This window comes from Bradyrhizobium sp. (assembly GCF_035652035.1).
Lineage (GTDB): Bacteria > Pseudomonadota > Alphaproteobacteria > Rhizobiales > Xanthobacteraceae > Bradyrhizobium.
This window is the reverse complement of sequence record NZ_DASREO010000017.1, coordinates 14,576-29,383: the sequence shown is the minus strand read 5'-3', so window position 1 is coordinate 29,383 and position 14,808 is coordinate 14,576. Positions and strand designations below refer to the sequence as shown.

13 protein-coding genes and 1 pseudogene are annotated in these 14,808 nt (G+C 61.1%); 7 read left to right on the top strand and 7 right to left on the bottom strand.

The window, feature by feature from the left end:
* Positions 1 to 2 precede the first annotated feature (2 nt).
* From urtD to VFB05_RS06530, 4 genes are all read left to right on the top strand, one after another.
* On the top strand, positions 3 to 758 hold the full coding sequence (urtD, locus tag VFB05_RS06545; RefSeq protein WP_325010202.1) for an urea ABC transporter ATP-binding protein UrtD: 756 nt from the start codon (positions 3 to 5) through the stop codon (positions 756 to 758).
* Positions 759 to 777: 19 nt separating this feature from the next.
* Positions 778 to 1,467 (top strand): urea ABC transporter ATP-binding subunit UrtE, encoded by a 690-nt coding sequence (gene urtE, locus VFB05_RS06540; protein WP_325010198.1) that lies wholly within the window; start codon positions 778 to 780, stop codon positions 1,465 to 1,467.
* Between the two features lie 33 nt (positions 1,468 to 1,500).
* Positions 1,501 to 2,730 carry a formamidase gene (gene fmdA, locus VFB05_RS06535; RefSeq protein ID WP_325010196.1) on the top strand — a complete coding sequence of 410 codons (1,230 nt, stop codon included), beginning with the start codon at positions 1,501 to 1,503 and terminating at the stop codon, positions 2,728 to 2,730.
* 147 nt (positions 2,731 to 2,877) lie between these two features.
* Positions 2,878 to 3,216 (top strand): zinc ribbon domain-containing protein, encoded by a 339-nt coding sequence (locus tag VFB05_RS06530; RefSeq protein WP_325010194.1) that lies wholly within the window; start codon positions 2,878 to 2,880, stop codon positions 3,214 to 3,216.
* 7 nt (positions 3,217 to 3,223) lie between these two features.
* On the opposite strand, the gene VFB05_RS06525 is transcribed toward VFB05_RS06530, so the two are convergent.
* Together VFB05_RS06525 and nirK are read right to left on the bottom strand one after the other, a co-directional pair.
* The gene (locus VFB05_RS06525) at positions 3,224 to 4,399 is read right to left on the bottom strand and encodes an NnrS family protein (RefSeq protein ID WP_325010192.1); all 1,176 of its coding nucleotides are present in this window, start codon (positions 4,397 to 4,399) and stop codon (positions 3,224 to 3,226) included.
* Positions 4,400 to 4,417: 18 nt separating this feature from the next.
* Positions 4,418 to 6,562, bottom strand: a complete 2,145-nt coding sequence (gene nirK / locus VFB05_RS06520) for a copper-containing nitrite reductase (protein WP_325010190.1) — start codon at positions 6,560 to 6,562, stop codon at positions 4,418 to 4,420.
* 320 nt (positions 6,563 to 6,882) lie between these two features.
* On the opposite strand from nirK, the pseudogene VFB05_RS32120 reads away from it, so the two are divergent.
* Positions 6,883 to 7,143 (top strand): annotated as a pseudogene (locus tag VFB05_RS32120) (hypothetical protein); the annotation flags it as partial.
* 192 nt (positions 7,144 to 7,335) lie between these two features.
* A complete protein-coding gene (locus tag VFB05_RS06515) occupies positions 7,336 to 7,524 on the top strand; it encodes a hypothetical protein (protein WP_325010188.1) in 189 nt (62 codons plus the stop codon).
* A gap of 37 nt (positions 7,525 to 7,561) precedes the next feature.
* On the opposite strand, the gene VFB05_RS06510 is transcribed toward VFB05_RS06515, so the two are convergent.
* Positions 7,562 to 8,869: an O-antigen ligase domain-containing protein gene (locus VFB05_RS06510; RefSeq protein WP_325010185.1), complete on the bottom strand. Its 1,308-nt coding sequence runs from the start codon at positions 8,867 to 8,869 to the stop codon at positions 7,562 to 7,564.
* A 392-nt stretch (positions 8,870 to 9,261) separates the two neighbouring features.
* On the opposite strand from VFB05_RS06510, the gene VFB05_RS06505 reads away from it, so the two are divergent.
* Positions 9,262 to 10,107, top strand: a complete 846-nt coding sequence (locus VFB05_RS06505) for a class I SAM-dependent methyltransferase (protein WP_325010184.1) — start codon at positions 9,262 to 9,264, stop codon at positions 10,105 to 10,107.
* Between the two features lie 94 nt (positions 10,108 to 10,201).
* On the opposite strand, the gene VFB05_RS06500 is transcribed toward VFB05_RS06505, so the two are convergent.
* From VFB05_RS06500 to VFB05_RS06485, 4 genes are read right to left on the bottom strand one after another with little or no spacing between them, the layout of a single operon-like run.
* Entirely contained in the window at positions 10,202 to 11,056 is an 855-nt protein-coding gene (locus tag VFB05_RS06500) for a hypothetical protein (RefSeq protein ID WP_325010182.1), read from the bottom strand.
* Complete coding sequence (locus VFB05_RS06495) at positions 11,053 to 12,384, bottom strand: oligosaccharide flippase family protein (RefSeq protein ID WP_325010180.1); 1,332 nt, start codon at positions 12,382 to 12,384, stop codon at positions 11,053 to 11,055. The genes VFB05_RS06500 and VFB05_RS06495 overlap by 4 nt, the downstream gene beginning before the upstream one ends.
* Before the next feature lie 2 nt (positions 12,385 to 12,386).
* On the bottom strand, positions 12,387 to 13,226 hold the full coding sequence (locus VFB05_RS06490) for a hypothetical protein (RefSeq protein ID WP_325010178.1): 840 nt from the start codon (positions 13,224 to 13,226) through the stop codon (positions 12,387 to 12,389).
* Between the two features lie 35 nt (positions 13,227 to 13,261).
* Positions 13,262 to 14,797 carry a hypothetical protein gene (locus VFB05_RS06485; RefSeq protein ID WP_325010176.1) on the bottom strand — a complete coding sequence of 512 codons (1,536 nt, stop codon included), beginning with the start codon at positions 14,795 to 14,797 and terminating at the stop codon, positions 13,262 to 13,264.
* Between the last annotated feature and the right edge of the window lie 11 nt (positions 14,798 to 14,808).

Here is a 14,808-nt window from a genome sequence, read left to right as displayed (position 1 = left end):
TCGTGAAAATTGGCCATCAGCCCAGGGAATTCCTGCTCGCGGTCGAAGCCCTTACCGTGTCCTTCGACGGATTCAAGGCGGTCAACAACCTGTCCTTCTACGTCGAGGAAAACGAGATCCGCGTCATCATCGGACCCAACGGCGCCGGCAAGACCACCGTGCTCGATCTGATCTGTGGCAAGACCAAAGCGACGTCCGGCTCGATCCAGTTTCGCGGCAAGGAGCTGACGAAACTGAAGGAGAACCAGATCGTGAAGACCGGAGTGGGGCGCAAGTTCCAGACGCCGTCGGTCTTCGAAGATCTGACCGTGTTTGAAAACCTCGAGATTTCCTATCCGCGCGGCCGCAGTGTGTTCGGCTCGTTGACGTTCCAGCGCGATGCAGCGGTAAGGGAGCGGGTCGAGGAGGTGGCCGAGATGATCTTCCTGAAAGATCGTCTCGATACCTATGCCGACCAGCTCAGCCACGGGCAAAAACAGTGGCTCGAGATCGGCATGCTGCTGATCCAGGACCCGGATTTGCTGATGCTCGACGAGCCCGTCGCCGGCATGAGCGTGAGCGAGCGCGCCAAGACCGCCGAACTGCTCAACCGCATCATCAAGGATCGCTCGGTGCTGGTGATCGAGCACGACATGAAATTCGTCGAAGACATTGCCCACCGGGTGACGGTTCTGCATCAGGGCCAGATCCTTTCGGAGGGGTCGATGGAGCACGTCAAGAACGATCCCAAGGTGATCGAAGTCTATCTGGGGCACTGAGAAGGCGAGGACCGTTTTGATGCTGGCAATTTCCAATCTTCACGTCGCCTACGGCCAGAGCGAAGTGTTGCACGGCCTCAACGTCTCGGTCGCTGCGAACGAAATCGTCGCCATCATGGGCCGCAACGGCATGGGCAAGACCACGCTGATGAAATCGCTGATGGGAATCCTGCCGGCGAAAAGCGGTTCGGTCACCATGGACGGCAGCGAGCTCGAGGGCTTGCCGAGCTATGAGCGCGTGGCCAAGGGGCTCGCTTACGTGCCACAGGGTCGGATGATCTTCTCCACCATGACGGTGAAGGAGAACATCGAGACCGGTCTCGTCGTGTCCGGCGAGAGCGAGGTACCCGGCAGCATCTACGAGTTGTTCCCTGTGTTGCTCGAAATGAAGAACCGCCGCGGCGGCAACCTGTCTGGTGGTCAGCAGCAACAGCTCGCGATCGCGCGTGCGCTTGCCACCAAGCCGAAGGTGCTGCTGCTGGATGAGCCGACCGAAGGCATTCAGCCGTCGATCATCAAGGACATGGCGCGCACCTTGAAGCGAATTCGCGACGAGCGGGGACTTTCGATCGTCGTCTCCGAGCAGGTTCTGAGCTTCGCGCTCGACATCGCGGATCGCGTACTCGTTATCGAGAACGGCGAAATCGTCCGGGACGATCCGCGCGACGGCGTCGATGCCGCGCAGATCTCCAAATATCTATCAGTTTGAATTTTACACGGCTCGAAACAGGGGAGCGTTGAAATGCCAGAGACACTGATCAAGGTTGATCTTACCAAGTCACCTTACGAAAACGAGATGATCCACAACCGCTGGCATCCCGATGTGCCGATCGTGGCGTGGGTCAATCCGGGCGACGATTTCATCATCGAGACCTACGACTGGACCGGCGGCTTCATCAAGAACAACGATTCGGCCGACGACGTGCGTGATATCGACCTGTCGATCGTGCACTTCCTCTCGGGTCCCATCGGCGTCAAGGGCGCGGAGCCCGGCGATCTCCTGGTCGTCGACCTGCTCGACGTCGGTCCGATGAAAGAGAGCATGTGGGGTTTTAACGGCTTCTTCTCCAAGAAGAATGGCGGCGGATTCCTCACCGAACATTTCCCGCTGGCCCAGAAGTCGATCTGGGACATCAAGGGCCTTTACACGTCGTCGCGCCACGTGCCCGGCGTCAACTTCGCCGGGCTCGTCCACCCCGGTCTGATCGGATGCCTGCCCGATGCCAAGCTGCTGGCGAAATGGAATGAACGCGAGACCGCGTTGATCGCGACCAATCCGGAGCGCGTACCGCCTCTGGCAAATCCGCCGTTCGCCGCCACGGCTCATGCCGGCAAGGCGACGGGTGACGCAAAGGCCAAAGTTGCGGCGCAGGGCGCCCGAACCGTTCCGCCGCGCGAGCACGGCGGCAACTGCGACATCAAGGACCTGTCGCGCGGCTCGAAAATCTACTTCCCGGTCTATGTGCCCGGTGGCGGCCTCTCGATGGGCGACCTGCACTTCAGCCAGGGCGATGGCGAAATCACCTTCTGCGGCGCGATCGAGATGGCCGGCTGGCTGCACCTGAAGGTCGACATCATCAAGGACGGCGTCGCCAAATACGGCATCAAGAATCCGATCTTCAAGCCGTCGCCGATCACGCCGAACTACAAGGATTACCTGATCTTCGAAGGCATCTCGGTCGACGAGGCCGGCAAGCAGCATTATCTCGACGTCCATATCGCCTATCGCCAGGCTTGTCTGAATGCCATCGAGTATCTGAAGAAGTTCGGCTACTCCGGAGCCCAGGCTTATGCCATCCTCGGCGTTGCGCCGTGTCAGGGCCATATCAGCGGCGTCGTCGATATCCCGAACGCCTGTGCGACGCTTTATCTGCCGACGGAAATCTTCGATTTCGACATCATGCCGTCGGCGGCAGGTCCAATCAAGCACGTCAAGGGCGGCGTCGACGTAGCGCTCTCGCCGGATAAGTGAGTATGACCCGGAAAAGGGGGAACCGGTTTTCCGATAAGGTTATGCTCCAAACATAGAGTCTTCCTGCGAAGGGGTGCAGGACGGTGACCATTTCTTGCCGCCCTGCATCCGCCGCGGTTCTGAGAGCGTTCAACGCAGGAAAATGAAATGCCGGTCTACGATTATCTTTGCGACGATTGCGGTCCGTTCACGGACATGCGGCCGATGTCCGAATGCGACGCGCCCGGCGATTGCCCGAAATGCGCCAGCCCATCGCCGCGCGCGATTTTGCGGGCGCCGAATTTCTTTTGCATGCCGGCGGAGCGGCGAAAAGCGCACTCAACCAATGAGCGCAGCGCCAACGCGCCGAAGACGCTCGATCAATACAAGGCCTCGCACGGAGCCGGCTGCGGCTGCTGTTCGGGAAAACCGTCTCGTCTTGTCACGAAAACCAGAAGCGGTGCAAAAGGTTTTCCGACTGCGCGCCCCTGGATGATCAGTCATTAGGGCGCTGTCAGGGGCGTCTGGGCGAGCAGAGCATGCGGCCATAAAGTATGGCGAAGCCAATGAACGCAACTGCCCAGCCGGTTCCGGCTGCCGCGAGCAGGGCCTGCAAGTGCTCGGGAGAGACGGATGCGCATATGCGCAGCAACGCCGCGGCGATGACCGCCGCGTAAAGAAACTGCGTGCCGCGTGAGGCTTTCAACTCGCCTCCAGTGTGCCCAAGGGTCGCACGCGTCATGACCGCAAGGGTCATGGTGCCGATTGCGCCACCGGTCCAGGCGTGGATGCCGGCGCTTGTCGGGACAAGGCCAAATGCTGAGCCCCCCAGGAGAAAGTAGCCGGTCGGCACGAATACGTAGGCAAGGTGAAGGATAAGTACGAGGCGATCGCGGACAGTTCGAAAACCGGCCCAACGCGCAAGGCGAACCAGGTGAAGGCAACCCGCAACGATCATCGCGATGCCGGTCGTCTCTGCCGTCGGAGCGATGATCCAGGCGATGAGCGCGGCCGCGCCGGCTGCGATGACGACCGCGTCGAAGCGGCCGAAGGGTATTGGCATCCGGCCGGCGTGCTGTCGCGCCAGCCAATTCCGCGTAAAGCTCGGAACGATTCGTCCGCCGATCACGGCAACCAGAACAATCACCAGCGCGATGCCTGAGCGCATCGAATAATAGGCGCGGCCGTTGACCTGCGCCTCGATGTGAAATGCGACATTGCAGACGCCAAACAGTGAGACGATCGCCACCAAAGGCAGGTTGCTCCACTTCCGGCCGGCGATGATTTCGCGCGCGGCGGCGGCCGCAAGCAGGATCAGGAAAGCCGCGTCGATGAGGCAGGAAATTTCCCATCCAATCCAGGCCGACACCCAGACGGCCAGGCGCCCGGCAAGCCAGACCGAAACCAGCGTCGCGAGCGGAGTGCCTTGCAAGGGCAGTCGTCCGGTCCAGTTTGGTATCGCGGTCAGCAGGAAGCCGCCAATGATGGCCGCGACATAGCCGAACAGCATTTCATGAATGTGCCAATCGAGAGGAGCGAAAGCGGTCGGCGGAAACAGTTCACCTTCAAAGACGCATAGCCACACCGGAATCATCGCGCCGGCATAGATCGAACCGAACAGGAAGAACGGCCGGAAGCCGTATGAGAGGAGCGCAGGGCCGCGATAGGTGCGAAGTCGAGCTATTGGCATGGGATCATTGCGCCGCGATCAGTGTCCCATCCCCGGCATGACGTCCCCGTGGAAGATATCCGGATTGGGCGGGCCCTCGACGTGCAGCACGCCGACGAGACCGCGCTCCATGCGCGCGAGCGCGTGGTCGACGAGTGTGTAGTTGCCCGGAACGTCCAGCTTGAACTCGACCATCACCGCGCCGCCTGCCGGGACGGTCACCGTCTGGATTCCTTCGAGCGGCGCGGTTGTGGTGCCGCCGAACGTGTAAACCTTGTCGAAGATCTCACCGATGACATGGAAAGACGAGGTGTAGTTCGGCCCGCCGACTCCGAAGAAAATGCGCACGGTATCGCCGACCTTGGCTTGCAGTGGATGCAGTTTGCTGAGCGCGCCCACCGAGCCGTTGAATACGAAGTATTCCGGTCGCTCGTTGAGGAGCTTGTCGACGCTGAACTCGGCGCTGCCGTGCTGCCCGTAGGCGATATCGGAATAGATCTCGCCTTGCATCACGTAGAACTCGTGATCGACCGGCGGCAGTCCGCCTTCAGGCTCGACCAGAATCATGCCGTACATGCCGTTGGCGATGTGTTCGGCGACCATCGGAGTTGCGCAGTGATAGACGTAGAGCCCGGGCACCAGCGCCTTCCAGGTCATCGATTTTTCGCCGCCGGGATCGACTTGCAGCGCCGCCGCGCCGCCGCCCGGTCCGGTCGCCGCATGAAAGTCCACCGAGTGGATCATGGCGCTGTCGGCGGAGTTTTTCAGATGGATGTCGATCGTATCGCCGACGCGAACACGAATGAAAGGGCCGGGTACCTTGCCGTTGAAGGTCCAATAGCCAAATGTCGTGCCCTCCGCGAGACGGCCCTCGACCTCGACGCTGAAGAGATCGACGCGCACGGTCTGCGGATCGCGCTTGCCGATCGGAGGGGACACATCGCCGGGTTCACGGGAGATATCGGCCTCGACAAGGGTCTGCGGCGCTGCACGTGCCGTTACGATGAACTGGCCCTCCATGCCCGCGAGCCTGTGGCCGGGAACACCGCAGTAGTAGGTGAAGTCACCGGACTTTGCGGCGCGGAACGCGATGGTCGTGCTGGCGCCCTTGCCGGTCACGCGCGGCGATTTCGAGTCCTGATCCGGAAACACGATATCGTGCTCGGCGCCTTCGCCGTTGATCAGCGTGAGCTGGACCACCTGGCCTTCGACGGCCGTCAGCACGGGATTGACCTTGCCGTCGATCGCGCCGCCGACACCGATATAGACCATGCGGCCGTCCGCGATGCCGGACCGCAGCGTGAACCTTGCGTCGGCCACGTAGCCGATATCGGCTCCCGTGGGGCTTTGGGATGTCTGTCCAGGCCGGGGCGTCGGGGCCGCCGCGGGAGCTTGCTGTGCCGTTGTGGTGCTCGCCTTTGGTCCGCCTGCTGAGGCGATGTAGGCGATGACGTCAGCGCGATCGTGATCGGCTTTGAGGCCCGGGAATGGCATCTTGTTGCCGGGCACCACCTTGCTCGGGTCGGTCAGGTACTGGTCGAGTGTCTGTTCATTCCAGGTGATGTCTGCCTTCTTCATGGCTGGCGAGTAGTCGTAGCCTTGCGCGGTGCCGGCCTTGCGGCCGACGACACCTGCAAGCGAGGGGCCGAGCAAATTCTTGCCGGCGTCCAGTGAATGACATGCCTGACACTTGCGGAAGACCAAACGTCCGGCCTCCGCATCGCCACCGCCGGCAGTCGTGGCAGCAACCGGAGCCGGCGCGGCTGGTCTGGACTGTGCGGTCGCCTGGTCGTTCGGCGGAGGTTGCGGCGATGGCTGTGCTTGCGCGACATGATCGTGGGTGGACGGCGTCTGTCGTGTCGTTGAAGCTTGCGGCGTTGATGCTTGCGGAGACGGTGCGGCGTCAGATGAGGCTGCATTTGACGGCTGCGCCGGTGCGGATGGGCGCGGCGGTTGCGTGCGCGGCCGCTCGGCGGCTGCCTGCTGTGGAGCTATCTGCTTCTGCCCGGCATCGCCCGCTGTCGGTTTGGACGGAGGTTCGGCTGCAAGTTTCTCGCTGGACGTCTGGGATGCTCCGGCCGGCGGATACAAATGCGTGCCGAGCGTGAAGCCGCCCAGAAGCAGGACCAGTCCCGTCAGCAGTATCGACCAACGGCGCAGCGTCCCGACCAGTTCTTCCCACATGATTTTCCTCGCGATATCGGAAGCGAAACCTATGCAGCGAAGCCTGTGCCTTTCATTGACCTGGGTCAACAACGCCGGCGGAGGGCTGTCCCGTCATTGGTTTTCTTTTACCTAAAACTCCGGCAAAAACATGCCGGGTGCGAGACGGTCAGCAACGGGCGATGAGCCGGCGTGGGAATCATTGCAACCCCCGCCTACAGTCGTGCTCTTGCATTCGCCGAGCCTTGGCGCAGGCCCAAAGGTTGCGGACGTCCGGTTAGCGGGCGCTCACAACTCACTTGCCCGACTAGCGTGCTGGCTGCGGAGCGGACTTCAGGACTGTTGCGCGTCGCACTGACGGTGCAGGTTGCCTCGATGCCATTCACGCTCTTGAACCCGACATTGCGATTTTGGATTTATCCATGCGCGACATGTCAGGACTGGATGACCTGACGAGGGCGAACGCCGACGGTCGTACAACCAAGTTTGTCTTTTTCACTTTGACGAAGCGCCTGAAATTGACAACCAAATTGTCGTATCGCCGTCACGATATCGCCGTCACGATCCGGCACAAGCATCGGAAATCGCGTAACAATATGTAGAGGAGGTCTCCGGTACACAGAGACCCACTCAAGCGGACGTCGCCTAGCTTTTGCAACTGCGAACGTTGCGTGCCGATTCACTTCTCGCGCACGGTTCCGCGATCGGGTTAATTCGGAAGAACCACGCAAGCATCGTCACGCGGTCGAGCTTGATCGGGTAAAACGATGTCGAGCTTGCTTGGGGACCGGTCAATGCCGCGTTATCGTGCCTATGTGCTGGACGAAGACGGCCACATGGCGGGCGCGGTGGAGTTTGAGTGCGCCGACGATGAGGAAGCAAGCGAGCGCGCGAACGAACTACGCGACGGCGACGTCGAACTCTGGCGACTGGTTCCGCTTCCAGATTCCGATGATCCGGATTGCGAAGCAGGTCCGCAATAAAGCGGGCATCGCCCGGTGGCCGGCCGCATCGGGAGTGTTATTTCGTGATCGCGACCTTCGCTTTGTTGGCGGCTTGCCAACGAGCGGTTCCCGAGACCAGGCAAAGCGCAATCCCAAACCAGAAGAGCGGCTGCCGCACAATCAGATTGGCCGCCCCAAAGACCATAATTCCGCAGAGCATCGTCGTCAGGCCGGCCAATCGGGCCTTATAGGCTTCGAAGAGTGCGGTCGCCGAGATCCAGACGAAGCAGAGGACCGCGAGCAGTCCGCCTTGGGTGAAGAGATCGACGGGCGTATTGTGGGCTTCGAAATTGGCCGTGCCGTTCGACTGCGGCGTGACAATGAATTTTGGCAGGCTCTCGTACCTTCTCGCAGCAACAAGAGCCTCGGGTATTTGAAGATGAGGTCCGGGCCCGAGCCCCAGCATTCCGGATTCGACGCCTCGGCCTATTCCCTCTTTCCAGATCTGGAATCGAAGTCCGGCCTCCTGCTCGGAGATTTTGCCATCGCCCTTCATGATGCCCTTGGCCGCATCCTCAGCGTGGGCGGCGACGATCGAGCGAATCGGAATCAAGGAGATCAGCAGCAGCGGCACGGCGAGGATGACCATCCAGGCGAGCATTGGCCGGAGTGTCGAATTTGGTTCAAACGCAAACAGCCAATGCCGGAGCTTGAGTGCGACGAAAATTGCGATCGCACCGATCAGCACTACGCTGAACGAATCGCTCTTGGTGAGCCGGCCGACATAGCCGGCAAGAATCGCGCACGCCAGAGCGGCAATTCTCTCACCGGTCCGCGTCGCCTCGTCGGCCAGATAGAGGGCCACGAGCATCAAGACGGCGCAAAGCAACGCGAGTTGCATCGGATTGGCCGACCACCCGCGGAACCTGTCCCAATACCAGGGCGAGATCAGTGCGACGTCGAGCCAACCCCAGGCCAGGGTGACCAGGAACGCAAGTGAGGCGCTTCCAAAGCCGGTCAAGAACCAGGCAACACGACGCAAGCGAGGTCCGGCATTTCGCCCGGCCACGCTCAGGCAGCTAACGACAGCGGCGAGCGCATAGGCCATGATGTCATGGAAGAACAAGCCTGAATCGTGCTTGTCACCGATCGCGTAGCCAGCGAGCGTACCGATGCTGAGGGCTACGGAAAACAGCAGCCAAAAGATCAAAAGCCGCGAGAGCGGCGTCGTTAGCGGCGAGTCGAGCCGAACCTCCCGAAAGAGCATCAATACGACCCAGACGACCAACGAGACTTCGCCGGGTCCGATCGGGATAGCGGGAAGCCGCAATTCCGTCGCGGTCGTCAGGAGCAGTCCAAGCGCAAGCAGCGCGTCCGATATCATAACGCTGATCTCCAACAGGTTGCGCCGCGGTTGCTCCTCGCTCGGTTACGCGACGCAATGGATCCTTCCGCATGCCGGCGTCTCATCCGAGGGTACCAGCAGGCGACGGGTGCGACTCTTGCATTGCGAGGTACCCCGATCGGCTATCGTGTTGATCGGCCGGATGTCCAGGTGACCAGCGATTTTCACCCGGCGAAAGTTGCGTTCGACGAGCGCATGCTGCGCGGTGTTTTCAATGTGCGGGGTCTGGGTTGCCGAAGCTCGGTGCACCAAACTGGAGATTTCGAGTTACCCCGGCTGTCAGATTGACGATCTGCCGCTCTTTGACGAGAAGTGTGTTTGCGCAAAGGACTCCGGCGGACAACGCTCGGGATATCCAGGATGTCAGGCCCATGAGCGCAGCCAAGGTTACAAATCTCGACGAACGCACAGTCCGCTCATTTGGCGAGGAATGGTCGACATACGACCAGAGCCACCTCGTCAGGGAGGAGCGGATCGCACGGCGGTTCGAGGAGTATTTTGCGATATTTCCCTGGGAAGCTTTGCCCCGGGGAGCGATAGGCGCAGATATCGGCTGCGGAAGCGGACGTTGGGCAGCGATCGTTGCCCCAAGGGTCGGCGCCTTGCACTGCGTCGACGCCAGCGACCGTGCGCTGGACGTCGCCCGCCGCAACCTCGCAAGCCGACCCAACTGTCAATTCCATCATGCAAGCGTCGATGCCATTCCGATCCCGCCCGCTAGTTTGGATTTCTGCTACTCGCTCGGCGTGCTGCACCACGTTCCGGACACGTTGGCCGGGATCAAGGCATGCGCAGCGCTATTGAAGCCTGGCGCGCCGCTTTTGCTATATCTGTATTATGCGCTCGACAACCGCCCATGGTGGTACAGGACGATCTGGCGGATTTCCGATATCGTGCGCCGCACGATCTCCTCACTGCCGCCCGGGCCGAAGCGCGCAGCGACAGAGATCATTGCTGCAACGGTTTATTGGCCTCTTGCACGGCTCGGCGCTCTGGTCGGAGCATTGGGTGGCGATCCAAGCGGCATGCCGCTCAGCTGGTATCGCGACAAGCCATACTATACCATGCGAACGAATGCCTTTGATCGCTTTGCCACGCCGCTCGAGCAGCGCTTTTCCCGAGCGGAGATCGAGGCGATGATGCGGGATGCCGGCCTCGAACACATTCGATTTTCGGACGGAGAGCCGTTCTGGTGCGCCGTCGGCTGCCGCAAATGATCGGTGCGACCTGTTCCCGTGCCGCCCCCGGTCCCCAGTCGCGTGCAGTCTGATCTTGTTTGCGAACAGCGGTGCTTCAAGAGAGCGGCAAGTCTCACTGGCTGAATGCATTGTTGTGGCGTGCAAATACCGCTTGTAATTGAGGTGAATTTTCGAGCGCCTCGTCAGATCTCTGCGATCCCCAGCTGTAAGCGAAATCGAATACCGGCGCCGGAAGCATTCTTTCCCAACGCGCGAAGATCTGATCGATTTGCTTTTCCGACGGCAAGACATATTTGCCGCCGCCGTCGTCCCTCCATTGACCGCCGCCGAAGGCCTGATAGACGGGGATTATCTTGCTGCGCGGAATTCCCCAAGCCTCGGCTGCCGCGATGTAGCGATCGATCATCTCATAATCACAATCGGAAAATTCGGTGCGGCACGGGTAAGGGTCGATGCCAAAGAGGTCGACGTGGGAGTTTGAGGGGTTGTAGGTATTGACGAACGAGGGGGCTTTGGACGAACTCAGCTTCATGAGGACAATGAACGTCATTGCGCCCGGGACGTGGTCGTGAATCCAGTCAGACTCCGCCTTTAAGTTCTCCGGTGTGCAAGGCGATTTGTACTTCCCGGTTGGGTCCGGATCGTCCATCAAGAAGAAACCGAACACCTTGGGTTTTCCGACGAACGGTCCGACGGCTTTCAGAAAGTTCGCATCCACTCCCTCGCATTGGCCAATCCACACGAGGCCCTCGACACCGTTCGGAAGCCCTTCCAGTTGCTGGACGCTCCCGACATCTGCGAGGTTGAAGCCGACCTTGCCGGGCAGATAGCGACTTTCCGTATCGAAATTGTGGTTGGGAGCGTAGTGCAGATTGGTTGTGCGGGGACTCTGCGCAACAGCGCCAACCGCGTAACCCGCGATCAGGAGGAGCACGATTGGCATAAGGCGACGAGTACGCAATCTCATCTGCTTTTCGATCCCATCATTCCGAGTACTCCCGGCATCAGTCGCAGATGCCGTGAGATGAAGTGTGCCATCGCTACGTTCCAGACCATCAGCGCTATCGCCGTGGAGATCGCTGCGCCGGCCAGACCCAAAAAGGCGATAAGGACGATCCCGACCGCGATATTGACGACCGCGCTCAGGACAAGCAGCGCGGCTGCGCCGCGTTCGTGTTCCGTCATCGTCATGACCGACAATTGAGAACCGTAGCTCGCGGCGATCACCTGTCCCGCGAGCAGGATGCGCAGGGCGGGAACGCCGGCCACAAAATCCCTGCCAAACCAGCTCAGGATCGGCTCTGCGAATATGGCCAGCGCAAGCGCCATGCAAACCGCGGCACCCAGCGCCCATGACGCCGCATTTGCCACGAGGGCCTGGAGCGACGCCTGATCCTTGCGCGCGAACAAACTCGAGATCGTCGGCGCGAAGAGGACGTTGATCGCGGTGCGAGGCAACACCACCAGGAGAGCAACATTGAAGACCAGGTTGTAGATACCTGCCTGCGTCGTTTCCCCGAACCAACCCAGGAGCACGACCCCGGTTCGATTGAGCAGAGCTTGGGTGGCGACGACCACAAGAAGCGGCGCCGCGGTTCGGCGCCAAGTCGCCGCAGCGTATTCCGGAGGCGTCCCTGCAAGCGCGCTCGGGCGAAGCCGTCGCATTCCCGTGCTGACCAGCCAGAGCGCAACGACCGAGCCGGCGAGCGTTGCCATCATGACCTGCCGTGCGTCAACGTTCACACCAAGAGCGACCGTGGCGACCACGACAAGGACCAGGACGAAGCCGTCCCGGACTATCTTGTCGGGGAGGACTGCGAGCGCCACGCCGCCAAACGCACGGACCGTCGCGCAGCGGACCCACAACAGAGCCCACACCGGCACGATGAAAAACCCGACGAGAAAAGTATCCCTTAGCTCCGCCGAAAAGCGCCGGGGCTGGAACAGTACAACCAGCGCGCCTGCCAAAACGACAAGAATGCCGACGGCGACGACGCGCCGCTCTGCATACTGGATGATGCCTCGTACCAGGCTCCACGCTTCCATGGCCCGGTAAGCGGCTACAAAGCGCAGCAATGCGGTGTCAAAGCCGAGGGCCGAGGAATACGCAAGAATGGTCATCCAGGCGGTGACGTACGAATAGATGCCATAGGTCTCAGCACCGACCAGCCGGGCGATCAGGAGTTGTGCGGAGGCCGTCACGCCGGCGCTGGCAAGATAGATTACGAACGCCGTTGCCCCGCCGACAGCGACCGTCTCGATCGCAGTTTTGGGGGAGGGGCGGTCGACGCGCATTCTCAACGTCCTCTGACCAGCTGCGGCCGAATAGCTTCGACAGCTTGATCGGAACGCGTTGAATCGGGGCGAGCGTATCGTGGTGATGGCCCGGTCCGGACTTGCGCCACGATTTTCGCCTCTACCCGATCTACGCTCTCGCGAAGTGAAACTTGGTCCAGCGAGGCCGCGGATACGACCTGCATCCCCTTCTTGCGCAGAATGGCGTCGAGGCACTCAACAATTGCTAACGATTTGAGGCTCGTCGTCAGATCGAGTTCAAGCAAGCGCTCCATCCTGCTCGCGTGTCGTTCGCGATCGCGTAGCCGCATCTCCACGACCTGGGTTGGCGCGCTGAGCAGCACCGCCAAGTCCGATTTGGGAGTGCGATCGAGCGCTCGCGAAATGAGCGTCTCGTCGGTCGTTCCGGAAAGCATCGCGAGCGAGCAAACGGCCTGGACATAGGCCTGATCGAGCAGCACGATGCGGCCTGCAGCTGTGGCCTGCGCCCAGGTTCGCGACAGGCGCATAAGATATTGGGTCAGTCTGAGCTGCCAGAGAAAATCCGAAGGCGGCATGACCCTGACCAGAGTGAGTGCTGCTCTGACGTCGCGCGAAACCGCGAAGGGGTGACGGACCATCGACAGCATCTTGCCGAACGGAAGTGCCACGCGGCTTATCATCGGCAAGACGTGCCGACGACGGCGGTCGGACTTGGACAGCGTGTCGCGGGACGAAGATTCTCCCGGCCGGTGACTGAGATTGAGGTCCACGGCATAGCCGTGTTCCCGCAAGCGGGCCGCCATGGCCTGCGCGAATGTCGTCTTGCCTGCACCGGGTGGACCAAAAAGTTCGACGATCATCTGCGACCCCGCGGGGTTTGCTCTTCGACAGTGTTCTAGAGGATGCGCCAGATTTCGTGTTTGACCGCCGCCAGCACATCCGCCAAGGGCTGTTCGGCGTCGATGACGACAACGCGCGAGCAGGAAAAGGTCAGCCGAGGAAGTGCTTCGATGCGGTCATCGATGGTTCTCGAATCCATGTTTGGCTCCCGCTGTTTGACGGTCTTGGCGGAGACTTTCAGTTTGATGACGAGGTCGGGCGGCAGGCGCCGCGCAAGGGCATAGATCGCCGCCTCCCACTGCCGCAGCCACGGCGGGGCCCAAACCAGATGTGTCAGCAGAGGTCCATCATTGAATCCGTCGATTTCATTCTGCGGATAGCGGTCTGTAACGACAACGAGGCCGCGACTTGCGCCGCGATGGGCGGCGATAAGCTTGTTGCGTCGCTCTCGCGCCACAACAACCGCCCAGACCATGAGCAGCAGGCTGTAGAGGAGTCCTGGCGTTTCCGTGGTTGTCTTGCCGTGCGATGCGCTCGCGGGCTTTTTCTTCAGCAGGGGCGTCAGTAGTGGAACCATCAACTTCAAGGGCAACAGCAGCAGGGACGGGCGGCCGTCCCCTGTCCCGAAATAGATCGGCATGACATCAATCTCGGAGCCGAGCCATGCGCGAATATTGGCGTTGACGGTGCTCTTGCCGCTGCCATCGAGTCCAACGACGGCTACCACACGGCCGCCACCAGGCGCACGGCGGTTCCACGGCCGCGGCACGTGAAGAAACGTCCTGTTGAGTATGCCGGCCGCCCAATGCAATGCGCGCGCCGCGCCGCGCAGCCGCGCCTCCAGCGCATTGTAGCTTCTGTAAGGTGTGAAGTGCTTTCGGATGGCCGACCTCAGCACATGATTTTTCTCGAGCGGCACCCCGTCACATATCGCGTCGGCTACCATTGGTCCGAGCGCCTCACCCAGCAGCTCGGAAGCCCTGGCCGCGAGCTGGGCCCGGTCGACCGTCTCTGCAAGCTGCATTTGATCGAGCCTGAAGCGGTCAACTGTCCTGCGCCAGCCGCGGAGCGTGACCGGGTCAAGCCGTCGCAGCTCGAGACTGGCGCGCACAACCAGCAGCGTTGCCTCGCTCGCGGGATCGAGCATGTTGACCGGCTGGCCCGGGTGGCGGGTCGCCCGTGCGAGAATCCCGGCTTCCCAGGGAACGCGGTAGGTCTTGAGGAGGCGTTCGCCGGTTACGATTTGGTAGTGCAGGTGAAGATGAACCAGCCGACCGCTCCGCTCATCGTAGCCAAGATAACTCTCGATTGCCGGGTGATCTCGCATCGAGACTGACGGAAAGCGCTTGTATCCGCGGGTCAGCAGGATCGCCTGAGCGCGATGCTGATCGTGCCGCGCAATGAGCAGGTCGAGATCGCTTTCGCCCGCCAGCGCCGATCGAACGCGGCGACTGCTTTTCCAGTAACAATAGCAGATCGCCTGACGGCGAAAGTCGGCCAGGACCGCCAGGATCAGCGACAGGCTCGAATCATCGGCCGGCAATCTCAGGATCGAGTCCGGATAGCGCGGAAGTGCAAGAGGCTCTGTCATCGCAAACCCTC